The sequence below is a fragment of the Sporofaciens sp. JLR.KK001 genome, assembly GCF_036941055.1.
In the GTDB taxonomy this organism is placed as follows: domain Bacteria; phylum Bacillota; class Clostridia; order Lachnospirales; family Lachnospiraceae; genus Sporofaciens.
Map to the genome: position 1 here is coordinate 4,601,361 of NZ_JAYMNO010000001.1, position 22,966 is coordinate 4,624,326.

The following is a 22,966-nucleotide window of genomic DNA, read 5'->3' on the forward strand; positions in this document are numbered from 1 at the left end:
CTCCGTATAAATCATATGGTAATACTTGATAAATCTTACCTTTCCCCAAACCGAACCTCGCAATCCTTACGGAAAAATGATATCCCATAACAATCAATCTTACGATACCCTTCTGTACGCAGTTCTTCCATATATCTTTTATCGTATATTTGCTGCAGCGCCTTTTTTGCGTCATTTTCCAAATCGTCCACAGAATCCGAAACCTTCACTTCCACAATAAATGACCTCCCCCGCAGGGACGGGCTTTTCACCATTATGTCTGAACGCCCATTCCCGGTTTCACGGTTAGATTGCACCAGATAATTCTCGCTCTGGCTCAATATACCTGTCAGAAAACCATGATAGAAGTTTTCTGCACTGTCATAAAAACTAATGGTTCGGAAAAGCTGACCATTTAATATATCTGTCATCCTCTGGGCATTTCCCTCCTCCATTGCCAGATACAGATCATGAAAATCCTCTTTCTTTATAGCGGCTTTCATCCAGTTCAAAATCGTATTCTGATAAATTGTTTTTACTTCTATATTCGGTATACGCGCTCGTAAAAAGATAGAAGATTCCTTAAAATACTCACTCTCTTTTGTAAGATACCCTGTAAAATAAAGAAAATTCCATAAGTTCTCACCATTACTATGCATATCCCCATAGGTAACTTCTTCATGAACCTGAATATCTAAAATGCCGCCAACTAAAAGTGTTTCTATCTGTCCTTTCGTTTCCCTGTCTGCCCTGGCTATCAAATCCTTTATAATGTCATTGGAACTGGTGTTAATCCAATATGGGTGCGGATATGCTTCTACATCTGAATATAAATCATATAAAAATTTAATCACACTCCAAGGGTTATAAACTTCCGTATCTCCAAACAAATACCCGTCATACCATTCTTTCATTGTCGAAAAACGACTTTCCACTTCATAGTAAGACATCATCTGAAGAACTTCTTGCTCTGTAAAGCCAAAATGCTCACTGTATTTTTTATCAAGCACCGATATAATATTGAGATGATTCAATCCGGTAAATATGCTCTCCTTTGAAATCCTCAGACACCCCGTAATAACCGCAAATTGTAGATACTGGTTCGTCTTTAACGCCGCTTCAAACAATGAACGGATAAATCCAACCATCTTTTCATAAAAACCTCTAAAATATGCATTTTCTAAAGGCACATCATACTCGTCAATTAGAATGACGGTATTCCTGCCTGTAATTTTATACATACATCTGCTAAATAATTTTAACGAACCTCTGACCTGTTTTTCATCCGCTTCTTCGTCTGCAATTCGTATATATTGTTCATATTCCTTTTGAGTAAGCTTATCTTTTCCTGTTTCAACCACACTTCTATGTCTGTCAAACTCAGATGCTATTTCAACCTGCAGCGTATAATAAGCATTTTCAAAATCTTCCTGTTTGGCCGATTTTAATGTCAGATTTATTACAGGGTACATTCCTATCTGTCCTGTATATTTTTCTCCGGCATCCATAATCTTCATCCCCTGGAAGAGTTCTTTATTCTGCTCATTTTTTACTTTGTCTCCTGTATCCTCAAAAAAATATCGGAGCATGCTTAAATTCAGTGTTTTTCCAAAACGCCTGGGTCTGGTGAACAGATTCACCTCCCCTTTTAAATCCAATAACTCCTTGACAAGCATAGTCTTATCTATATAGTAATAATTCTCTTTTACAATCTTCTCAAAGTTATCTACACCCACCGGCAATGGTTTCTTCATCATCATCCCTCCAACATCATATGCCCTTTTCCACATTATACCCTATCTCCCTCTGTTTCACAATCCGTTTCCATTGAACAGCAACAAAGCCATCTCCTGAATACTGCTGTATCCCCAGAGATGGCTTATGATATCTATTTGATTCTCCATATTAACCGTTCTATTTTGTTACAACCGTATGTATCATACTCTTACTTACCCCAAACGCCTTCGCAGTCTGTCTCACCGTCGCCTTATTTTCAATGATATAATACGCAATCTCTACTGCCCTTTCCTCGATATAATCCTTCATTTATTTACCCCTGCACTCATTGTTTTTACAATGTATGCAGAGGTTGATTTTCATATTCCTTTTTTCACTAAAACAGCCCAAACAGCGATAACAGATTAAAAAGCAACTTTCAAATTATACAACCATTAAAAGCGGTTTTAAAGCAATTTTTAATGTTTCTGGTTTTTCATCATAAATCAAATCATTGACCTTTATTAAAAAAGAATCTGATAAATACTTATAAAAAACAATCCCTAAAAGATAGTCTTTATACGTAATATATCTGCTCCGCTCCATAATACGCTAATCAAATCTTTACTGTTTTCCTGCTCCGCCATTCTATTATCCTCCATACTATGTCTACTATTTTGTTCTAATCTTGTCCTTTCCCAAACCGCACCTCGCAATCCTTTCGGAAAAATGATATCCCATAACAATCAATCTTACGATATCCTTCCGCACGCAGTTCTTCCATATATCTTTTATCATATATTTGCTGCAACGCCTTTTCTGCATTATTTTCCAAATCAGCGATCGAACCAGATACTTTCAATTCTAAAACGAATGATCTTCCTCTAAGAGACGGGCTTTTCACCATAATATCAGAACGCCCATTCCCCGATTCACGATTCGATTTCACCAGATAATTCTCGCTCTGGCTTAATATTCCTGTCAGAAATCCATGATAAAAATTTTCCGCACTATCATAAAAACTAATGGTACGAAAGAGCTGACCATTTAATATATCCGCCATCTTCTGGGCATCCCCCTCTTCCATTGCCAGATACAGATCATGAAAATCTTCTTTCTTTATAACAGCTTTCGTCCAATTCAGAATCGTATTCTGATAAATTGTTTTTACTTCTATATTCGGTATACGCGCTCGTAAAAAGATAGAAGATTCCTTAAAATACTCACTCTCTTTTGTAAGATACCCTGTAAAATAAAGAAAATTCCATAAGTTCTCACCATTACTATGCATATCCCCATAGGTAACTTCTTCATGAACCTGAATATCTAAAATGCCGCCAACTAAAAGTGTTTCTATCTGTCCTTTCGTTTCCCTGTCTGCCCTGGCTATCAAATCCTTTATAATGTCATTGGAACTGGTGTTAATCCAATATGGGTGCGGATATGCTTCTACATCTGAATATAAATCATATAAAAATTTAATCACACTCCAAGGGTTATAAACTTCCGTATCTCCAAACAAATACCCGTCATACCATTCTTTCATTGTCGAAAAACGACTTTCCACTTCATAGTAAGACATCATCTGAAGAACTTCTTGCTCTGTAAAGCCAAAATGCTCACTGTATTTTTTATCAAGCACCGATATAATATTGAGATGATTCAATCCGGTAAATATGCTCTCCTTTGAAATCCTCAGACACCCCGTAATAACCGCAAATTGTAGATACTGGTTCGTCTTTAACGCCGCTTCAAACAATGAACGGATAAATCCAACCATCTTTTCATAAAAACCTCTAAAATATGCATTTTCTAAAGGCACATCATACTCATCAATTAAAATAACTGTATTCTTTCCTGTAATCTTATACATACATTGGCAGAAAAGCTGCAGCGAATTTCTTACAATTTTATCCTCTGCCTCTCCTTCCGCAATAGCGGTATACTGTTTATATTCTTTGAACGAAAGCATTTCTTTCTTGCTTTCTACAATACCTCTGTGCCGTTCAAATTCCATGCTGACTGCATTTTGTATCATGTAATAAGCCGTATCGTAATCTTCCTGCTTTGCTGACTTCAATGTCAGTTCAAGCACAGGGTACAAACCCATATGATTTGTATAGTTTTCTCCTGCTTCTATAATCTTCATTCCCTGAAACAGACTTTTATTCTTCTCATTTATTTTTTCATGCCCGGTATCTTCAAAAAAATATCGAAGCATACTTAGGTTCAATGTCTTTCCAAATCTTCTTGGACGCGTAAACAAATTTACTTTCCCCTTTAAGTCCAGTAAGTCTTTTATAAACATTGTCTTATCTACATAGTAATATTCTGATTTTACTATATCTTCAAAATTTTCAACGCCAACAGGTAATGCCTTCTTCATCACTGCCACCCCCATCTGATACTATTTTTCATATTATAACCTATCCCTTTACATTTCACAATCCGTTTCATTGAACAGCAATAAAGCCAGCTCTAAGAATACCTTCCGTATTCCCAGAGCTGGCTCATGATATCTATTTGATTCTCCATATTAACCGTTCTATTTTGTTACTACCATATGTATAGTACTCTTACTAACTCCAAACGCCTTCGCCGTCTGCCTCACCGTCGCCTTATTTTCAATAATATAATACGCAATCTCTACTGCCCTTTCCTCAATATAATCCTTCATTTATAAACCCCTGCACTCATTGTTTTTACAATGTATGCAGAGGTCTATTTTCATATTCCTTTTTTCACTGCTTCATAGCCTCATCTTACTACCTGACCAAATCTATACTTCATTTTCCAAATTACCAATAGCATTTAGTAGGTTTTGTCTCTGCCCTTCCCAAACCGAACCTCACAATCCTTCCGATAGAACGCTATTCCGTAACAATCAATCTTCCGATACCCTTCTGTACGCAATTCTTCCATATATCTTTTATCATATATTTGCTGCAACGCCTTTTGGGCGTCATTTTCCAACTCGTCCACAGAATCCGAAACCTTCACTTCCACAATAAACGACCTGCCCCGCAGCGACGGGCTTTTCACCATTATGTCTAAACGCCCATTCCCCGATTCACGATTCGATTTCACCAGATAATTCTCACTCTGGCTCAATATCCCTGTCAGAAAACCATGATAAAAGTTTTCCGCGCTGTCATAAAAACTAATGGTCCGGAAAAGCTGGCCGTTTAATATATCCGTCATCCTCTGGGCGTCCCCCTCCTCCATTGCACGGTACAAGTCATGAAAATCCTCCTTCTTTATAGCGGCTTTCATCCAGTTCAGAATCGTATTTTCATAGATGGTCATAACTTCTGTGTTAGGGATACGCACCTTTAAAAATATATACTTCCCTCTAAAGTATTCACTATCTTTCGTCAGATACCCTGTAAAATAGAGAAAATTCCACAGGTTCTCCCCATTACTGTACATATCCCCATAGGTAACTTCTTCATGAACCTGAACGTCTAAAGTTCCACCGCCTAAAAGTGTTTCAATCTGCCCTTTTGTTTCCCGGTCTGCCCTGGCAATTAAATCCTTTATAATATCATTAGAACTAGTATTAATCCAATATGAGTGTGGGAAGGCATTGACATCTGCATATAAATCATACAGAAAATTAATGACACTCCACGGGTTATAGACCGCCGTGCCGCCAAATGTGTATCCGTCATACCATTCTTTCATAACCGGGAAACGGCTCTCTACACCATAGTAAGCCATCATTTGCCGCACTTCCGCTTCTGTAAAACCAAAATGTTCACTATATCTCTGGTCAAGTACAGATATAATATTGAGATGATTCAATCCGGTAAATATACTCTCCTTTGAAATCCTCAGACACCCCGTAATTACTGCAAACTGCAGATAATCATTCGTTTTCAGCGCAGCCTCAAACAATGAACGGATAAATCCCACCATCTTTTCATAAAAACCTCTAAAATATGCATTTTCTAAAGGCACATCATACTCATCAATTAAAATAACTGTATTCTTTCCTGTAATCTTATACATACATTGACAGAAAAGCTGCAGCGAATTTCTTATATTTTTTTCCTCTGCCTTTCCATCTGCAATAGCAGTATACCATTCATATTCTCTGGATGTCAGACGTTCTTTTCCCCTTTCTATCGTGTCTCTGTGCCGTTCAAATTCCATGATAACCGCATTCTCAATCATATAATATGCCATATCATAGTCTTCCTGCTTTGCTGACTTCAATGTCAGTTCAAATACAGGATACATTCCCATCTGACTTGTATAATTTTCTCCTGCTTCTATAATCTTCATTCCCTGAAACAGACTTTTATTCTGTTCATTTCTTTTTTCATGCCCAGTATCTTCAAAAAAATATCGGAGCATACTCAAATTCAATGTCTTTCCAAATCTTCTTGGACGAAGAAACAGATTTACTTCTCCTTTCAAATCCAGCAGTTCCTTGATAAACATAGTCTTATCTATATAGCAGTAACCTTCTTTTATTATTTTTTCAAAATTATCAACACCGATTGGCAATGGTTTCTTCATTATCATCCCTCCATCTAATTCAGAACTCTTTACTTCTGCCCTTCCCCAAACCGAACCTCGCAATCCTTACGGAAAAATGATATCCCATAACAATCAATCTTCCGATACCCTTCTGTACGCAGTTCTTCCATATATCTTTTATCATATATTTGCTGCAACGCCTTTTGGGCGTCATTTTCCAAATCATCTATCGAATCCGAAACCTTCACTTCCACGATAAATGACCTGCCCCGCAGCGATGGGCTTTTCACCATTATGTCGGAACGCCCATTCCCTGATTCACGATTCGATTTCACCAGATAATTCTCACTCTGGCTCAAGATTCCTGTCAAAAAACCATGATAGAAGTTTTCTGCACTGTCATAAAAACTAATCGTCCGGAAAAGTTGGCCATTTAATATATCCGTCATCCTCTGGGCATTTCCATCCTCCATTGCACGGTACAAATCATGAAAATCCTCTTTCTTTATCATATCTTTCAGCCAATTTAAAATTGTGCTCTCATAGATAGTCATTACTTCTATATTGGGAATACGAACCTTTAAAAATATATACTTTCCTTTAAAATATTCACTCTCTTTCGTCAGATATCCCGTAAAATAAAGAAAATTCCACAGATTCTCCCCATTACTGTGCATATCCCCATAGGTAACTTCTTCATGAACCTGAATGTCTAAAGTCCCACCGTCTAACAATGTTTCAATCTGTCTTTTCGTTTCCCTGTCTGCTCTGGCTATTAAATCCTTTATAATGTCATTGGAACTGGTGTTAATCCAATATGGGTGTGGGAAAGCATTGACATCCGCATATAAATCATACATAAAATTAATGACACTCCATGGATTATAAACCTCTGTGTCGCCAAATGCATACCCATCATACCATTCTTTCATCGTCGGGAAACGACTCTCTACGCCATAGTAAGCCATCATCTGCCGCACTTCCGCTTCTGTGAAACCAAAATGTTCGCTATATCTCTGGTCAAGTATAGATACAATTTTCAGATGATTCAGCCCGGTAAATATACTCTCCTTTGAAATCCTCAGACATCCTGTAATAACTGCAAACTGCAGATAATCATTCGTCTTTAACGCAGATTCAAATAATGACCGGATGAAATCTACCATCTCCTCATAAAATCCTCGAAAATAAGAGCTTTCCAGCGGCACGTCATACTCGTCTATCAAGATAACCGTCTTTTTCTCCGTCGCCTGATAAAGACATTTACTCAAAAACTCCAACGCCCCTGAATAATCATCATATTCCGCCTTCCGGTCAGCAATCTTTTGATATAGCTTCTTATCTTCTTCATTTATTTTTCCGTTCGCCAGTATATATTGATGTCTTTGGAATTCGTCTGCGATTGCTTTCCTAAGCTTACTATATGCGGATTCAAAACTAGGCTGCTTCGCTGATTTCAGTGTCAGGTTAATAACCGGATAGTTTCCCATATGTTCCGTATATGTTTCACCTTGTTCCATAATCTTCAAGCCATGGAAAAGTGATTTGTGCTCTTCATTTTTCTTCATATCTCCCGTATCCTCATAAAAGTATCTAAGCATACTAAGATTTAGCGTCTTTCCAAAACGCCTTGGACGGATAAATAAGTTCACTTTTCCTTTCATATCCAATAATTCTTTTATAAACAATGATTTATCTATATAGTAATAACCAGATTCCATGATATCCTTAAAGTTTTCTACCCCAATCGGTAACGCTTTTTTCATTGCTCTGCCTCCTTCCGATACTGTTTCACATATTATACCCTATCTCCCTCTGTTTCACAATTAATTTCCATTGAACAGCAGCAAAGCCACCTCTAAGAATACCTTCCGTATTCCCAGAGATGGCTTATGATATCTATTTGATTCTCCATATCAACCGTTCTATTTTGTTACAACCATATGTATGGTACTCTTGCTAACTCCAAACGCTTTCGCCGTCTGCCTCACCGTTGCCTTATTCTCAATGATATAATATGCAATCTCTACTGCCCTTTCCTCGATATAATCCTTCATTTATAAACCCCTGCACTCATTGTTTTTACAATGTATGCAGAAGTTTATTTTCATATTCCTTTTTTCACTGCTTCATAGTCTCATCTTACTACCTGACCGGAGCTATACCTCATTTTCCAGATTACCCATAGCATTTATAAGATTTTGTCTCTGCCCTTCCCAAACCGAACCTCACTATCCTTCCGATAGAACGCTATTCCATAACAATCAATCTTACGATACCCTTCTGTACGCAGTTCTTCCATATATCTTTTATCGTATATTTGCTGCAGAGCCTTTTTTGCGTCATTTTCCAAATCGTCCACAGAATCCGAAACCTTCACTTCCACAATAAACGACCTTCCCCGCAGCGACGGGCTTTTCACCATTATGTCTGAACGCCCATTCCCGGTTTCACGGTTAGATTGCACCAGATAATTCTCGCTCTGGCTCAATATACCTGTCAGAAAACCATGATAGAAGTTTTCTGCACTGTCATAAAAACTAATGGTTCGGAAAAGCTGACCATTTAATATATCCGTCATCCTCTGGGCATTTCCCTCCTCCATTGCACGGTACAAATCTTGAAAATCTTCTTTCTTTATAGCGGCTTTCATCCAGTTCAAAATCGTATTCTGATAAATTGTCTTTACTTCTATATTCGGTATACGCGCCCGTAAAAAGATAGCGGATTCCTTAAAATACTCACTCTCTTTTGTAAGATACCCTGTAAAATAAAGAAAATTCCATAAGTTCTCCCCATTACTGTGCATATCCCCATAGGTAACTTCTTCATGAACCTGAATATCTAAAATGCCGCCAACTAAAAGTGTTTCTATCTGTCCTTTCGTTTCCCTGTCTGCCCTAGCTATCAAATCCTTTATAATGTCATTGGAACTGGTGTTAATCCAATATGGATGGGGAAATGCATTGACATCCGCATATAAATCATACATAAAATTGATTACACTCCATGGATTATAGACCTCTGTGCCGCCAAATGCGTATCCATCATACCATTCTTTCATCGTCGGGAAACGACTCTCTGCGCCATAGTAAGCCATCATCTGCCGCACTTCCGCTTCTGTGAAACCAAAATGTTCACTATATCTCTGGTCAAGTATAGATATAATTTTCAGATGATTCAGCCCGGTAAATATGCTCTCCTTTGAAATCCTCAGACACCCGGTAATAACGGCAAACTGCAGATAGTCATTCGTCTTTAACGCAGCTTCAAATAACGACCGGATAAAATCCACCATCTCATCATAAAAGCCCCGGAAATAAGCATTCTCCAAAGGCACATCATACTCGTCAATTAGAATGACCGTATTCCTGCCTGTAATTTTATACATACATCTGCTAAATAATTTTAACGAACCTCTGACCTGTTTTTCATCCGCTTCTTCGTCTGCAATTCGTATATACTGTTCATATTCTTTTTGAGTAAGTTTTTCTCTGCCTGTTTCAACCACACTTCTATGTCTGTCAAACTCAGATGCTATTTCAACCTGCAGCGTATAATAAGCATTTTCAAAATCTTCCTGTTTGGCTGATTTTAATGTCAGATTTATTACAGGGTACATTCCTATCTGTCCTGTATATTTTTCTCCGGCATCCATAATCTTCATCCCCTGGAAGAGTTCTTTATTCTGCTCATTTTTTACTTTGTCTCCTGTATCCTCAAAAAAGTACCGAAGCATACTTAAATTCAGTGTTTTTCCGAAACGCCTGGGTCTGGTGAATAAGTTCACCTTTCCCTTCAAATCCAGCATTTCTTTTATAAACATTGTTTTATCTACATAGTAATATTCCGATTTTACCAGATCTTCAAAATTTTCCACGCCAACTGGCAATGCTTTTTTCATCATGCCACCTCCATCTGACTCTGTTTTTCATATTATACCCTATCTTTTTTTATTCCACAATCAGTTCTTCTCTCATCAATTATTCTCAAAATCATAAAGACAAAAGAACCACCCTCAGATACTTAACATGACCTAATATACGCCAAATAAAGTTAAGCCACCCACGGCATAAGTTAGAGATATCCCATTGAAGTCCCAAACGCATTGTGCTATACTTATCTAAATCTTATGACGCATACGGCAAAAGTTGGAGGTGAGAATTATGATCAAGCGAGATTATTACCTGAATCGCCTGATCCACTATATGTGGAATGAAGAAATAAAAGTGATCACCGGAATCTGCCGCTGCGGGAAACCCGTCTTACTGTTTGACATACGATATTATAGCACTTCACTATTAATAATCCACTTGTTTCGGCATATCTCACACATATTTTGGACGCTTTTCTGATCGAACGTGCCAGACGGTACGATGTAAAGGGCAAAACCTATTTTAACTATCCGAACAAATATTACTACACAGATCTTGGGCTGCGTAATGCACGTCTTAATTACAGACAATATGATCCCGGTCACATCATGAAGAACATTATCTATAATGAAAAGAAAGATGCGGAACTCCGGTCTCTCAAACTCACAGGAGACTTCTTTAAGAAAATCGTGATCCGTATGGATATTCCGCACAACTATTATGGCGATAACGGATTTTTCCACTGCAATCTGATCGTCTTCCTGCTTCATGATGTAGAACTGTTTTAACTGAGCAACTTATAATAAACGGAGGTATGAAAATGGAATATAAGGAATTTATCAACGAACTGCAAAAAAAGCTTGAGGAAAAGAAACAGGAACTGAGCTATGGCAAAATTGCCTTCTTCGAAGATGGATCCACATCGACTGATGCGAAAGAGCTTTCTATTATACGTGAAACAAACATCAAGTATCAAAAAAAGGAGTCAGATGTACTAATTGGCGATTATATCATCCTGTACCAGTATAAGGACAAGCGAGAACAGATGTGCAGATTTAACTGCATGCAGTTGTACCAGGAATATGAAAAAGGCAGTTGGGCGGCTGTGTGGGAACCGATTCTTTCTTCGATCGACTCCAGCAGAAAATTCATGGAACTGGGTATCATAGATCTGATTGAAAAAAATGAGTATGATCTGCTAAAAGACAAGCTTTTCATCCGCCCTCTGAATTTCAAAGACCACCGATATGAACTGAAAAACCATATTTACAAATGCATCGGTGATATGGTGCTGGTTCTCTATATTCTTGCAAGTGATGAAAATGACGGCAAAAGGCATGACGTATTGTCTGTTAAGGTACCTAGATCCTCCATGCAGGCATGGGAGATAGATGAAGAAGAAGTGTGGGAGAATGCGATGAGCAATACATACATTATGGCGCCGCCGCGTATATACTTAAATCCGGCGGACTTAGCAAATCCACCTTATCACAAAGGTGCGTTTATGGCGTTGAACAGTGATATAACTTCACTTTCACCGCTTGCAGTTCCGACTGTGACAACGACAGCGCAGATAAACGGCGCGATTGCCATGTTCTATCCCGGAGTAATGAAGCGTATAGCCGAGCTTTTCGGAGACGATTATTATATAGCCTTCACAGGCACCAGCGAGGCAAGGCTCCATAAAAAAGGCACGATACAACCACGGAATATACTTATGCGGATCAAGCAGATGAACAAAACCTTTGATCCGTCAGAAACCCTGTCTAACAAGGTCTATTTGTACGAAGCAGCAAAGCAAGAGCTGAAGCAGCTGGAGCTTTGATGGATCCAGGGCATGTCGCCTTATTTTCAATGATATAATATGCGATCTCTACTGCCCGCTCCTCAATATAATCTTCATATATGAACCCCTGCACTCATTGTTTTTACAATGTATGCAGAGGTACTTTTTCAAATTCCTTTTTTCACTAAACCAGCTCAAACATCGATTACATATTAAAAAGCACATCGTTCAGTAAGCTCTCACCGATACCAGCATGAAAAGTGAATCTTGTCCTCATGAAACCATAATCAACGTAAGTATTTCTATTACACTTTAATTTCTATAATCCTGACAATGTTCTCATGACCAGATCTACATCTTTATTTTCAAGTTCCTGGATAATATGCAAATATGTTTTCTGCGTGGTTGTCATACTCGCATGTCCAAGCCTTCTGGCCACGCTTGCAATCGATACTCCTGCAAACAATAGCAATGAAGCATGTGTATGCCATTACGGTATAATAACGACAAACGGAAAAAGCCTTTATTTTCAAGGGGTTTGAGCGTTTGCCGTCATTTATTCAATTCCTTTTCCAAGTTGAAATCTGACGAGAAAAATATCGAAAAAAGGAGGCTGTTTCATTAACGACAAAATTTAATAACGCCAGCGGTCCGGTGTATTGCCTGGTCGCTGATTGCCGTGGGCGTTTCACTTTTATAGGTGGACGCCCTTTTTTCATATCCATTTTCAGGAGAAAGGAGATTCACATGGAACTGAACGAAATGGAAAAGCGCCTGATCTTCCAGACGGAAAGCTATGGGAAATCAGATGTCACTTATGAGCTGCGCATGTGCCTCCCCTATATACCGGACCCGGTAAAGAGGAAAACGGCGGAGGAGCTTATGCGAAAGCTGGACGCCATGCCGGAAAAAGACTGTCTGGCGCTCATTCAGGATATTCGGAAAAACTACCGGATTCCGGCAGGACCTAAGACGATGGGGGAACTACTGGCAGAGGCCAGGCAGAAATCCGGCGCGGAGAAATTGAAGGGGCATGACATCATGGCTCTGGAGCGCTTTGACCCGGAAGTAAAGCACATGATTGTCTTTGACGTGCTTTCAGGTAATGCCCCTGTCGGGGATAAAGGCGACAAGATGCGCCTGTTCCTTACGGATGCCGGCTACCAGAAATTTTTAGACAGCCAGGAACGGGGCGAGGTCAGACTGAAAAACCATGCGAAGGTTGCACCGGGCGGCCATCTGCACTATGACCGCAGGGACCGCGCCTTGTAACCCGGAGGAAAAGGAAGGAGGTTTTTGTTATGGCTGTATTCCGGGTAGAAAAAACAAAGGACTTCACGATCATGTGCAACCACCACCTGCGCAATACGGAACTGTCCTTAAAGGCAAAGGGGCTCCTCTCGCTCATGCTGTCGCTGCCGGAAGATTGGGATTATACCACAAAGGGGCTCGCCCATATCTGTAAGGATGGCGTGGATTCGATCACTACCGCCCTGAAAGAGCTGGAGCGGCACGGGTATCTCACCAGGCAGCGCCTCCGCTATGGGAACGGACAGCTCGGAGACATTGAGTATACGATCCATGAAAAGCCTGTAAATGCTGAAAAACGGGAGTATTCACCTAAACGGGAAAATCCAAGACAGGTAAATCCAGGACAGGCAAAACCTGAACAGGCCGAACCTGGACAGGAAAATCCCACACAATTAAATACTAATCCACTAAGGACTAAAAAATCAAAAACGGATATATCAAGGACCCATCAATCAATCTATCCGGCAGAGCCGGAGGCGGCAGGCCGCCCGGATAGGATGGATCGGATAGAGCTGACAGACGCCTACCGCGAGATCATTAAAGAAAATATTGAGTATGACTGTATGGTTTCCCGTTATGGGAAAGAACGCTTAGACGAGACTATGGAGTTTATGCTTGAAGTTGTTTTGTCCAAGCGGCCATATATCCGTATTGCCGGGGATGATTTTCCCAGGGAGGTGGTAAAGGGCCGTTTCCTGAAGATCAATTCCGGCCACCTGGAGTATGTCTTTGACTGTATTGACAAGAACACCACAAAAGTCGGAAATATCAAGGCATACCTGCTGGCAGCGCTGTATAATGCCCCGGCAACAATGGACAGTTATTACCGTGCCGAGGTCAATCACGACCTATACGGCTGTTAGGCGCCTTCGGGCGTCTTTTTTCATCACAGAAAGGAGGCGGGGCACGATGAAAAGAAATTCTGTGCCGGCACTATGCCCGGCGTAAGCAAAGAGCAGATTCAGGCGGCGAGGGAGGCGGACCTGTTTGCTTACCTGCAGTTCCATGAGCCTGGGGTGCTGAAAGAACGGATCGCCGGCACGCGGACGGCGGAGCCCCGCCGTACCTCCCCACAAAAGCCGGTTTCCAAAGTCGGGCTGCTGGTGGATATTGAGGCGGCGATCCGTTCCGGCAAAGGTCCGGGGTATGAACGCTGGGCGAAGGTGTTCAACTTAAAACAGCTCTCTTTTGTTTTTCAGCGTTCTAACGGAACGCGCAGCCATTACCGCAGGTGATGATCTCAGGGGTTTGGGGATATGTCACCAACAAGCATTTTGGCAGGAATACCGGAAAGGGATTCCTGCCAAAATACGCAATCTTACGGAAGATTGCATTGCTTGCCAGTAGTTTATCCTCATTTATTGACATACTTTTGTTGACAACGCCACCCAACTTGTGTATAATGTACTTATTCAATAAGCACACTATAAAACAAAGGAGGGGCGTAGTGGAAATTATAATAAGTAGCAATACCAGCAAGCCAATCTATGAGCAAATAACTTCGCAGATAAAAGCCATGATTATGAGTGGTGAACTGAAAACTGGCGACCCGATTCCCTCTATGCGGGCACTGGCAAAATCCATTCATGTGAGTGTCATTACCGTCCAAAAGGCGTATGAAGATTTGCAGCGGGACGGGTTTATAGAAACAACAGTTGGTCGAGGCAGTTTTGTGTCGGCACAGAACAAAGACTTTTATCAAGAAGAACAGCAGAGATTGGCTGAAGAACATTTGCAGGAAGCGGCTGATATTGGCCGAACAAGTGGAATATCGTTAGAAAAATTGGTTGAATTACTGACGATGTTTTATCAAGAGGAGGATTAACTATGGACTCTATTTTGCAGGTTAATAACCTAACAAAACAATACGATGGCTTCAAATTAGATCATGTTTCGTTTTCGGTTCCAAAAGGAGCAATTATGGGGTTGATTGGTGAAAATGGAGCTGGAAAAAGTACGACTATCAATGCCATTCTTGATTTAATCCATAAGGACGAGGGAACTGTCACTTTTTGGGGGCAGGAGTTATCGGGATCGAAACAGCTCAAAGAGGATATTGGAGTGGTGTTCGATGGAATTAACTTCTATGAAACTCTCACCCCTGCCAAAGTCGGAAAAATCGGTAGAACGGCCTACAAACAGTGGGATGCACATTTATATCAGGAATATCTGAAACGCTTTCAGCTCCCTTTGGATAAAGAAATCAAAACTTTATCCAAAGGTATGAAAATGAAGCTGTGCATTGCCTTCGCACTCTCACATAAACCGAAGATGCTTATTTTAGATGAAGCCACCAGTGGACTTGATCCTGTAATGCGGGATGATATTCTTGAGGTGTTCCTCGACTTTGTGCAGGATGAAACACATTCTATTTTGATGTCCTCGCATATCACAACGGATTTAGAAAAAGTTGCAGACTATATTACTTTTATTCATCAAGGAAAAGTCCTTTTCTGCAAAACGAAAGATGAACTCCGTTATAACTACGGTATTATTCGCTGTGGGGCAGCTCTGTTCGATCAGTTGGACAAAGACGAAATTCTGGCCTACCGTAAAGACGATTACCAATGGAATGTTCTGGTAGCTGATAAGGAAAAGGCCAAAAGAAAATATAAAAATGCCGTAGTGGATGATGCAACGATTGATGATATTCTGCTGCTGTATGTGAAAGGAGATCAAGCTAAATGAAAAGCCTTGTTTTGAAAGATTTATTGAATATCGGTCATAATGCCAAATCTATGTTGTTCATCCTTTTGGTTTTTGCTATTGCCCTTATCCCGTTTTCTGGTGTTGAAGGTTATATCTTTGTGTGCGCCATTCTGTGTAGCATGATGATTGTAACAACTTTCTCTTTTGACGATAATTCTAAGTGGACACGATATGCCATGATTATGCCAGTTTCCAAGAAAGAATTGGTGGGCGGAAAATTTATTGTACTGGCTATCTTCTGCGCTGTTGGCAGCCTCTTTGGACTGGTTGTTGGTTCTATCGGCGGCCTTATCTCAAATAAAATCACGCTTGACCTTATAGGGATTGGAGAACTTTTATTTTTGACCTTGATTTCATGGGTAATTGCTCTGATTTTTGGTAGTATGTCAATTCCTCTTGTATTCAAGTTTGGAGCAGAAAGAGGCCGCGTCCTGCTGTTGGTATCTTTCCTTATTCCGGCAGGGATTTGTTTTGGAGTATATCAGCTTCTTGCTACATTAGGAGTTACGCTGACCGATCAGCTTGTGTTTATTCTTCTCTGTTGCTCTCCGCTTTTGGCATTAGCGTGGTGCTATGTGATGTATCAAATCAGTTATCGTATTTTTGCAAAGCAAGAAATTTGATTTTTTTGAATAGTTAGGAGGTATCTATATGGAAAATAAGAGATTTGAAATTACCGAAACCGCTGGAAGTGTAAAGGGGTTTTATGTGGTGGTAGATAAAGAAACCGGTGTCAATTATCTTGTTGCAAAGTTTGGTGCGGGTGCTGGTATCTGTCCTTTAATTGATAAAGATGGAAAACCCATTGTTACAAAGTAACTGCCTATGGAAAAGAGATATGCCATGCAGCTTGAACATTGGGTGCTGTGTCCAATATGTCAGAGTAAAACCCGTACAAAAATCAGAACAGATTCAGTTTTAGAGAATTTTCCATTGTTTTGCCCGAAATGCAAAAAGGAATTTCTTGTAAATATCAAACATTTAGAAGTTACTGTTATCAAAGAGCCAGACGCACAGACGCAGAGCCGATAGCACACAAGACCCCTTGTGTTATCGACTCTTTTTTCCTAATCAGCTGTGAATTTATAGGAAAAGTGATTATGAGATTAAGCTGAAACAACAGGAAATTGTGCAGGAAGTCGGAAACGCCAACATGCTGACGAAAGCTCTGATTGACCGGCTTATCAACAAAGTTTACGTCTTTCCAGGAGATCGGATTGAGATTGAATATGCAACACAGGATTTCTTAGAAACTAAGGAATCCGAAAAGGAGGTATAACCGTGAACACCCATTTGAAACAGCTATGGGCAGCTATGAAGCTGCCCGAAAAACTTCAAAAAAAGTTATAAATTTTTTGTCGTGGGCTTGACATACGTGTGCCGTAAACCATGAATTGAAATTTCAGAAATTCCACATGCTTTGCAATGTCTGGTAAGCACATCATTTACTGTTGAATTGTATATTTTTGATTCACCAACAAAAATGGGCCTATCCGGCGCAAGATCCCTGGTCAAAACTGAAAATTTTACTACAATCTGCCAGTCAATTTGAATTTTCCTAACCGATGATTTATTTTTTGTCGGCAAAAAACCCCCGTCTCCTTTATAATCCCATGTTTTACTGATAGACAAAGTCTGCCTGGCAAAATCGAAATCTTCCGGAGTAATTGCCAATGCCTCCGAGAAACGCATCCCTGTTTTTGCAACCAAAAGAATGAACCAATCCCAATTTGGTGTATCTTTAATGTCAAGATCCGCAATCAATGTATGTAATTCGAACTGATTTAGATATTTGATTTTCTTTGTTTTTGGTGTTTTTCCCTTAATAATTGCCTTTCTGGTCGGATCTCTTGAAAGCAGTCCTTCAAGCAACTTTCAAATTATACAACCATTAAAAGCGGTTTTATTTCTTCATCCAGAAGTTTTCTTAACTCCGCCATCATTTTTGCATAATATTTAAACTTTGGAAGTGCTTTTTCCTGAGATGATTTATAGCTTGTATAATCCACAGTCATTTTAATTGCGCTTTCGTTTGGAATTTCTCCGTTTTGATAGTGTGTTGCCGCATACATCACATCATCCTTAGATGCACACCAGGTAATACAAAAATCAGAAATCACACGCTCGATACAATCCTGTTTCATATTCTCCACAATATGAAGAATGGACTGACCCCTGTATTTTGTATCATCCATTTCAATTTCTGCAATCAGATTCGACATAATATCTGCGACTTTTGGATTCTCTTTTCGCAAATCCCCTACATATTGTTTCACTTCATCAATTTTTTTCTGACGTTCTTTTGGCGTAACTTCTTCCATTTCATCATAAGATGTAACGATATTCTGAATCAGGTTAATAATATACTCATAATCAATCTTTGTAGTGCTGTATGCCATCAGCTCGTAGTCTTGATCAATTTCTATATCATCTCCGCCATCTTTCCCATCCAGACCATCAGGTTCTTCTCCCTTTGCATCTTTGATTTCCTGTACAACATTTTTATAATGTCCTACATAGTCATCATATTCTTCTTCAGAAACTCCATATTCTTTTAACATGCTGTCATCATATGTAGTAAACGACTTTAACTGTGCAAACAAAGAGTCAAACTCCTGAAACATTTTTGCAAATATTTTCTTCTCATTCAAAGACAGGGTTGGAATTACTTCCGGTTTTTCAGCAGAGACACGAAGCGCTGCAAGCGCTTTCCTGAAAGCGGGTTCCACTTCATTCCATTCTGCCATAAGCGCCTCTTTTGTTCCTCCGGCAGAATATAATTTAACTGCATTATCAACCGCTTCCTTAAAAAGAACCGGCGCCTGAAATGTAACGATCTGTCCATATGTTTTATTCTTATCAAAGATTCGATTTGTTCTTGAAAATGCCTGGATCAGGTCATGCGGGCCCATCGGCTGTCTGTCCATAAAAATCGCAGACATACACGGAGCATCGAATCCTGTCAGTAAGCGATCTACCACGATCACTAAATCCAACTGTTCATTTCTGCTTTTATATTTGGACTCTTTTCTTGCAAGACGCTTATTTAAGTTTCCATTATATCCCTGTATCTGAGACAATTCATATGTCATGCCAAACATTCCATTATAGTCATCCAAAGAGTTTTGCATTTTCTCCTGATTAACCAGAGAACCTTCTTCATTTTCTGTTACAGAATAGGTAATTGCAAACTTCGGGAAATCCGGCAGGACCTGCTTGATTCGCTCATCAATTGTAAGAGATGTTTCTCCATTTTTTACCCTCGTCAATAATTCGTAATACTGCTGTGCTCTCTGAATCGAACTTGTGGTAAGCAATCCCTCGTAAGTCTGTCCTTTTCCATTTTGAAAACCTAGTTTGTGATAAGACTTATTCAAAATGATATCCAATACTTTTAACATATGTGTTTCGCTGTCATATACACTGCTGTCCGTTTCATCTTCCACATCTTTCGGTCCATTATGCTCTACCTGAAATCCCAGCACTGCCTTATCATGAATTGCATTTTGAATCGTATATTTGTGCAGACGTTCCCCATACAAATCGTCTGTCGTTCTTGGCAGGTCTCCCTTTTGCGGATATGGATTTTCTGCAAATCTTGGTGTACCCGTAAATCCATACCATAAAGACCGGTTAAAAAACCGCTCCAACTCTCTTTTTGTTCCCGGACTAACCGCACGATGGCACTCATCCACAACAAATGCAATTCTGAGATTCTTAATTTTTCGATATTCTGGTGTATCCTCTTTTAATTTCTTCGTAATTAGAATATGTAGTTTCTGAATGGTAGTAACGATCACCTGTCTGTCATCAGATTTTAATTTTTTCTTTAAATCATTTACATTATCCGTTTCGTCTACAACTATCAAATCATTATTTGCATAAGCCCGAAATGCCATGGTCGTCTGCGTGTCCAAATCTTTGCGGTCTATCAGGAAAATCGCTTTGTCAATGGACGGAATATCCATCAGCAGATTTCTGGTTGATTTATAAGATGTCAATGTTTTCCCAGAGCCTGTCGTATGCCATACGTATCCTGATTTTCCCTGTTTAGATGCTTCTCTGATTGCCTCGATTGCATGAATCTGATATGGGCGCAGCAATATTAAACGCTTTGCATCTTCGTCTAATACTGTATATCTCGAAATCATCTCATGTGCTTCTGGAATACGGAGTACACTCTTTGCAAAATCAAGATAATTCGAAACTGGTTTATTCTCACGGTCCAGCCATCCACTAATGAACTTGGAATTTAATTCTGTATCACCAGCGGCTGAAAAATATTTTGTGTCCACACCATTGCTGATTACAAACATCTGCACCGATGAAAAAATTCCGGTAAATTTACCTTCTCCAATATATTTTTTAATCTGCCAGAACCCATCCATATATGAGTGCTGCTTATTTTTCAATTCTATATGAATCATCGGAAGACCATTGATCAGCAATGTCACATCGAATCGTCTATCCCTTCTCGGAATTGCTTTGTCATCATCTGACTTCAATGCGCTATATTGATTGATTACTTCATAAACACTACTGCCGCCGGCAATATGTTCATGATTCATTACTACAAGATGCAGCCGCTCAGTATCACGCTGTACATGAACCTGAACCTTTCCATTTTCTCCAACCAGCCATTCCCCCGCTTTATAAAATGATGAAAACTGCAACTGGTTTTTTACCTGTTCAAATTCTGCATCAGATAAATTTTCTCCATTTAAACGTTCTTTATTATTTTGCTCCAAAATATACCTGAAATTTCCCCATAAATCTTCTTCTGTTTTCAAATCTTCTCTATATATCCATTGAGAATCTCCATAAACCAACTCCTCAATCAATTTTTGCTCTATTATCGCCTCTAATTCTGGCATAATATTTTCCTCCTTTGTTTCAATTAGTGAAATTTCATATGATATACTGTATTTTTTCCATAAAATAGCTTCCGCTGGTGAAGGGTGATGAGGGCATTTAGTTCGGTAAAGTATTTTCCAATGGCTTTTTGCTCCTCAATATCTTGTGGCACTGATAAACTTGTTTCAAAAAAATCTGCCGGAGCTATATTGAGTAATCCATGATTTCTCGCTCCCTCTGATGCAATCTCTCGAATACCCCTGTGCCACAAATCTGTATCATAGTATGTCACCAAATAATCTGAATCAATCTCTGCATTTTCATTTATAGCAAACACGATATAAAGTGTTGATAAAACGCCATTTTCGTATCTGTCAAGCCTCTTTACTGCACCCCACGGCGCATCTGACGATGTGCTCTTGTTGTATGCAAACTCACCCTTTTTCACTAGATAATAACCACTCACATCTTTACTGGCTACTCGCTTATCAAAAAATTCATTTTGATCAATCAGCCCATATTGTGCTGAAATTGTTAGAGGTAATGTAGATACTAAATCTTGATTTTTCCTAGTTATCCTCTCAACAATCTCCCCCAGCTTACGCTGTTCCCAAGCGTTCCTCCAATGTCACAACTAACTTTTTGCTTTAAATAGTTGATTTTGCTTTATGAATAGCCGGATTTTACCACAAATAGTCGGATTTACACATCTCCCAAATCACTTTATCTCCCAATATCCGCTCTTCGGAGAACCATGCCGAATCAGAATGCCGCATTTTTTAAGCTTTTTAATATTAGCTTCAACATTCCTACTGGAAATACCTATTGTTTCTGCCATTTTCTTTGCCGAAAGCTGTGCATTCCGTGACAACAATTCAAGTATCTGGGTCTGTGTACTGTTCAAATTATTTTCTAAATTATTTCGGCGCTTCCCCGATGTTTCTCTGATATTCACCCGATACTTCTCCGATGCTTCTCCGATGCTTCTCCGATGCTTCTCCGATGCTTCTCCGATGTATTCTTGTTCTTCCATCGGAGAAACACTTCGAAAAAGATTCACTCGAAACATATCATCAAATACTTGGAAACTCGGCACGGAAAGTCCATAACTTTTGGCTGCACTAAGAATCCTTTTTACACCGGTTCCCCAGGATTCCACAAATCCCATCTTGCTAAATACATTGGCAATCGTCTTATTACGAATCTTGGAGTGTCCATTCATAAGTTCTTCATAAGTAAGACCATTGTAAAGTCCTCCCGGCGAGGACACTTCCAATCTATCATCATAAATCGCTACCTGAACACAGGAATCGTCTATCAGATTACGATGACAATGGGCATTTATAATCATTTCGCGGATAGCCTCCAATGGAAGTTCATAAGACTCCTTCCTAACCAATCCATCAATCGTCACACCAAGACGAATATTTCGCAGTACAAAATCTGTTGCCTGTACAATCTGCTCATAAATCGGACCTGAATATTCCCGCTTATCAAGAAATACTGTTCGTTCTGTTCCCTTAAATACGGCACACTGTGTTTTGGAAAATGGAAAATAATCTGATGTCAATAGCACAAAAGCATTGGATGCCATCAGAGAATCATTTTCTCTTTTTAAAAGCTTCCAGCTAATAAGCTGAGTAATTGCCACATCCTGCTTAGGCAGTCCCACCTCTTCTCTGAACTTTACAATATCACTGCACAGCTTCTTCACAGCTTCTTCTGTAACCTCATATCCTACACAAGTCAACTCATCCCAGCAAATCCTTGCACCCTCCATCTCCAATTCTTTGATCTTCTCCGGATGAGCAGGTCTGGATGTTCCGGCAACCCGGATAAATGTGCCTGCGTCTTTCCCTTTTGCCCCCAGATAATATGGTCTATTCGCCCCCGGAGTGACAGTCACTACAATTACCGTTTTCCCATCTACCGTCTGGGGCTCAATATTCGGAACGATCTGCGGCACACAGGAATCCGATACGGCATTAGAAATACTATCCATCATTCTAAAAAGCTCGTCTTCATCTATTCCGACAACTTTTCTCGTCTCATCATCTACACCAAAAATCAGCTTGCCGCCTTGCGTATTGGCAAATGCAACAATAGACTTTGTATATTTTTCCGAATCTTTTGGAATCGTTACCTTAAATTCTACATTTTTAGACTCTCCATGGACAATTTCTTCAATCGTCATGTTACTGACCTCCCGCTTATGATAAATTCACAGTCTTTTGTCAGAAAATACATCAGA

At 39.6% G+C, this 22,966-nt stretch carries 19 protein-coding genes and 4 pseudogenes; 10 read left to right on the forward strand and 13 right to left on the reverse strand.

Annotated elements, in window-relative coordinates:
• Positions 1–35 precede the first annotated feature (35 nt).
• From VSQ62_RS23440 to VSQ62_RS23475, 8 genes and pseudogenes are all read right to left on the reverse strand, one after another.
• Positions 36–1,733: an AAA family ATPase gene (locus tag VSQ62_RS23440; protein ID WP_334637762.1), complete on the reverse strand. Its 1,698-nt coding sequence runs from the start codon at positions 1,731–1,733 to the stop codon at positions 36–38.
• A gap of 163 nt (positions 1,734–1,896) precedes the next feature.
• Positions 1,897–2,025, reverse strand: a pseudogene (locus VSQ62_RS23445) (sporulation transcriptional regulator SpoIIID); the annotation flags it as partial.
• Positions 2,026–2,377: 352 nt separating this feature from the next.
• Positions 2,378–4,081 carry an AAA family ATPase gene (locus VSQ62_RS23450; RefSeq protein ID WP_334637149.1) on the reverse strand — a complete coding sequence of 568 codons (1,704 nt, stop codon included), beginning with the start codon at positions 4,079–4,081 and terminating at the stop codon, positions 2,378–2,380.
• A 162-nt stretch (positions 4,082–4,243) separates the two neighbouring features.
• Positions 4,244–4,372 (reverse strand): annotated as a pseudogene (locus VSQ62_RS23455) (sporulation transcriptional regulator SpoIIID); the annotation flags it as partial.
• Between the two features lie 134 nt (positions 4,373–4,506).
• Positions 4,507–6,219: an AAA family ATPase gene (locus VSQ62_RS23460; protein WP_334637150.1), complete on the reverse strand. Its 1,713-nt coding sequence runs from the start codon at positions 6,217–6,219 to the stop codon at positions 4,507–4,509.
• A 29-nt stretch (positions 6,220–6,248) separates the two neighbouring features.
• The gene (locus VSQ62_RS23465) at positions 6,249–7,946 is read right to left on the reverse strand and encodes an AAA family ATPase (protein WP_334637151.1); all 1,698 of its coding nucleotides are present in this window, start codon (positions 7,944–7,946) and stop codon (positions 6,249–6,251) included.
• A 162-nt stretch (positions 7,947–8,108) separates the two neighbouring features.
• Positions 8,109–8,237 (reverse strand): annotated as a pseudogene (locus VSQ62_RS23470) (sporulation transcriptional regulator SpoIIID); the annotation flags it as partial.
• Between the two features lie 134 nt (positions 8,238–8,371).
• Positions 8,372–10,084 (reverse strand): AAA family ATPase, encoded by a 1,713-nt coding sequence (locus VSQ62_RS23475; RefSeq protein WP_334637763.1) that lies wholly within the window; start codon positions 10,082–10,084, stop codon positions 8,372–8,374.
• A gap of 435 nt (positions 10,085–10,519) precedes the next feature.
• Between VSQ62_RS23475 and VSQ62_RS23480 the strand changes: the two genes are divergently transcribed.
• Together VSQ62_RS23480 and VSQ62_RS23485 are read left to right on the forward strand one after the other, a co-directional pair.
• The gene (locus VSQ62_RS23480; RefSeq protein ID WP_300695856.1) at positions 10,520–10,843 is read left to right on the forward strand and encodes a hypothetical protein; all 324 of its coding nucleotides are present in this window, start codon (positions 10,520–10,522) and stop codon (positions 10,841–10,843) included.
• A gap of 32 nt (positions 10,844–10,875) precedes the next feature.
• Positions 10,876–11,880, forward strand: coding sequence for a DUF5688 family protein (locus tag VSQ62_RS23485; protein WP_334637152.1), 1,005 nt, complete (start codon positions 10,876–10,878; stop codon positions 11,878–11,880).
• 280 nt (positions 11,881–12,160) lie between these two features.
• Here the strand turns inward: VSQ62_RS23485 and VSQ62_RS23490 are convergent.
• Positions 12,161–12,328, reverse strand: a pseudogene (locus tag VSQ62_RS23490) (site-specific integrase); the annotation flags it as partial.
• Between the two features lie 260 nt (positions 12,329–12,588).
• Between VSQ62_RS23490 and VSQ62_RS23495 the strand changes: the two are divergent.
• The 8 genes from VSQ62_RS23495 (at position 12,589) to VSQ62_RS23530 (ending at position 16,893) form a co-directional block, all read left to right on the forward strand.
• Entirely contained in the window at positions 12,589–13,113 is a 525-nt protein-coding gene (locus VSQ62_RS23495; protein WP_334637153.1) for a DUF5720 family protein, read from the forward strand.
• Positions 13,114–13,142: 29 nt separating this feature from the next.
• The gene (locus VSQ62_RS23500; protein WP_334637154.1) at positions 13,143–14,015 is read left to right on the forward strand and encodes a DUF6017 domain-containing protein; all 873 of its coding nucleotides are present in this window, start codon (positions 13,143–13,145) and stop codon (positions 14,013–14,015) included.
• A gap of 72 nt (positions 14,016–14,087) precedes the next feature.
• Positions 14,088–14,387, forward strand: coding sequence for a hypothetical protein (locus VSQ62_RS32720; protein ID WP_497852741.1), 300 nt, complete (start codon positions 14,088–14,090; stop codon positions 14,385–14,387).
• A gap of 212 nt (positions 14,388–14,599) precedes the next feature.
• Positions 14,600–14,977 (forward strand): GntR family transcriptional regulator, encoded by a 378-nt coding sequence (locus VSQ62_RS23510; protein WP_120433088.1) that lies wholly within the window; start codon positions 14,600–14,602, stop codon positions 14,975–14,977.
• Positions 14,978–14,979: 2 nt separating this feature from the next.
• Positions 14,980–15,840 (forward strand): ABC transporter ATP-binding protein, encoded by an 861-nt coding sequence (locus VSQ62_RS23515; RefSeq protein ID WP_120432885.1) that lies wholly within the window; start codon positions 14,980–14,982, stop codon positions 15,838–15,840.
• Complete coding sequence (locus tag VSQ62_RS23520) at positions 15,837–16,484, forward strand: ABC-2 transporter permease (protein WP_288156309.1); 648 nt, start codon at positions 15,837–15,839, stop codon at positions 16,482–16,484. Before VSQ62_RS23515 ends, VSQ62_RS23520 begins: the two co-directional genes overlap by 4 nt.
• A gap of 28 nt (positions 16,485–16,512) precedes the next feature.
• Complete coding sequence (locus VSQ62_RS23525; RefSeq protein ID WP_172509773.1) at positions 16,513–16,680, forward strand: DUF6440 family protein; 168 nt, start codon at positions 16,513–16,515, stop codon at positions 16,678–16,680.
• Positions 16,681–16,704: 24 nt separating this feature from the next.
• Positions 16,705–16,893, forward strand: a complete 189-nt coding sequence (locus VSQ62_RS23530; protein WP_172509772.1) for a cysteine-rich KTR domain-containing protein — start codon at positions 16,705–16,707, stop codon at positions 16,891–16,893.
• A gap of 312 nt (positions 16,894–17,205) precedes the next feature.
• Here the strand turns inward: VSQ62_RS23530 and VSQ62_RS23535 are convergent, their stop codons facing one another.
• The 4 genes from VSQ62_RS23535 to VSQ62_RS23550 all read right to left on the reverse strand — a co-directional run bounded on the left by VSQ62_RS23535 (position 17,206) and on the right by VSQ62_RS23550 (position 22,909).
• Positions 17,206–17,733 (reverse strand): site-specific integrase, encoded by a 528-nt coding sequence (locus VSQ62_RS23535; protein ID WP_502957780.1) that lies wholly within the window; start codon positions 17,731–17,733, stop codon positions 17,206–17,208.
• An 8-nt stretch (positions 17,734–17,741) separates the two neighbouring features.
• The gene (locus VSQ62_RS23540; RefSeq protein ID WP_334637155.1) at positions 17,742–20,735 is read right to left on the reverse strand and encodes a type I restriction endonuclease subunit R; all 2,994 of its coding nucleotides are present in this window, start codon (positions 20,733–20,735) and stop codon (positions 17,742–17,744) included.
• A 23-nt stretch (positions 20,736–20,758) separates the two neighbouring features.
• Positions 20,759–21,181, reverse strand: coding sequence for a restriction endonuclease subunit S domain-containing protein (locus VSQ62_RS23545; RefSeq protein ID WP_334637156.1), 423 nt, complete (start codon positions 21,179–21,181; stop codon positions 20,759–20,761).
• A gap of 252 nt (positions 21,182–21,433) precedes the next feature.
• Entirely contained in the window at positions 21,434–22,909 is a 1,476-nt protein-coding gene (locus VSQ62_RS23550) for an ATP-binding protein (RefSeq protein WP_334637157.1), read from the reverse strand.
• Between the last annotated feature and the right edge of the window lie 57 nt (positions 22,910–22,966).

What these genes read in the sequence shown, in the direction of transcription:
- VSQ62_RS23440 (WP_334637762.1), bottom strand. Translation starts at nt 1,733, where the DNA reads ATGAAGAAACCATTGCCGGTGGGTGTAGATAACTTTGAGAAGATTGTA.
- VSQ62_RS23450 (WP_334637149.1), bottom strand. Translation starts at nt 4,081, where the DNA reads ATGAAGAAGGCATTACCTGTTGGCGTTGAAAATTTTGAAGATATAGTA.
- VSQ62_RS23460 (WP_334637150.1), bottom strand. Translation starts at nt 6,219, where the DNA reads ATGAAGAAACCATTGCCAATCGGTGTTGATAATTTTGAAAAAATAATA.
- VSQ62_RS23465 (WP_334637151.1), bottom strand. Translation starts at nt 7,946, where the DNA reads ATGAAAAAAGCGTTACCGATTGGGGTAGAAAACTTTAAGGATATCATG.
- VSQ62_RS23475 (WP_334637763.1), bottom strand. Translation starts at nt 10,084, where the DNA reads ATGAAAAAAGCATTGCCAGTTGGCGTGGAAAATTTTGAAGATCTGGTA.
- VSQ62_RS23485 (WP_334637152.1), top strand. Translation starts at nt 10,876, where the DNA reads ATGGAATATAAGGAATTTATCAACGAACTGCAAAAAAAGCTTGAGGAA.
- VSQ62_RS23495 (WP_334637153.1), top strand. Translation starts at nt 12,589, where the DNA reads ATGGAACTGAACGAAATGGAAAAGCGCCTGATCTTCCAGACGGAAAGC.
- VSQ62_RS23500 (WP_334637154.1), top strand. Translation starts at nt 13,143, where the DNA reads ATGGCTGTATTCCGGGTAGAAAAAACAAAGGACTTCACGATCATGTGC.
- VSQ62_RS32720 (WP_497852741.1), top strand. Translation starts at nt 14,088, where the DNA reads ATGCCCGGCGTAAGCAAAGAGCAGATTCAGGCGGCGAGGGAGGCGGAC.
- VSQ62_RS23515 (WP_120432885.1), top strand. Translation starts at nt 14,980, where the DNA reads ATGGACTCTATTTTGCAGGTTAATAACCTAACAAAACAATACGATGGC.
- VSQ62_RS23520 (WP_288156309.1), top strand. Translation starts at nt 15,837, where the DNA reads ATGAAAAGCCTTGTTTTGAAAGATTTATTGAATATCGGTCATAATGCC.
- VSQ62_RS23525 (WP_172509773.1), top strand. Translation starts at nt 16,513, where the DNA reads ATGGAAAATAAGAGATTTGAAATTACCGAAACCGCTGGAAGTGTAAAG.
- VSQ62_RS23530 (WP_172509772.1), top strand. Translation starts at nt 16,705, where the DNA reads ATGCAGCTTGAACATTGGGTGCTGTGTCCAATATGTCAGAGTAAAACC.
- VSQ62_RS23540 (WP_334637155.1), bottom strand. Translation starts at nt 20,735, where the DNA reads ATGCCAGAATTAGAGGCGATAATAGAGCAAAAATTGATTGAGGAGTTG.
- VSQ62_RS23550 (WP_334637157.1), bottom strand. Translation starts at nt 22,909, where the DNA reads ATGACGATTGAAGAAATTGTCCATGGAGAGTCTAAAAATGTAGAATTT.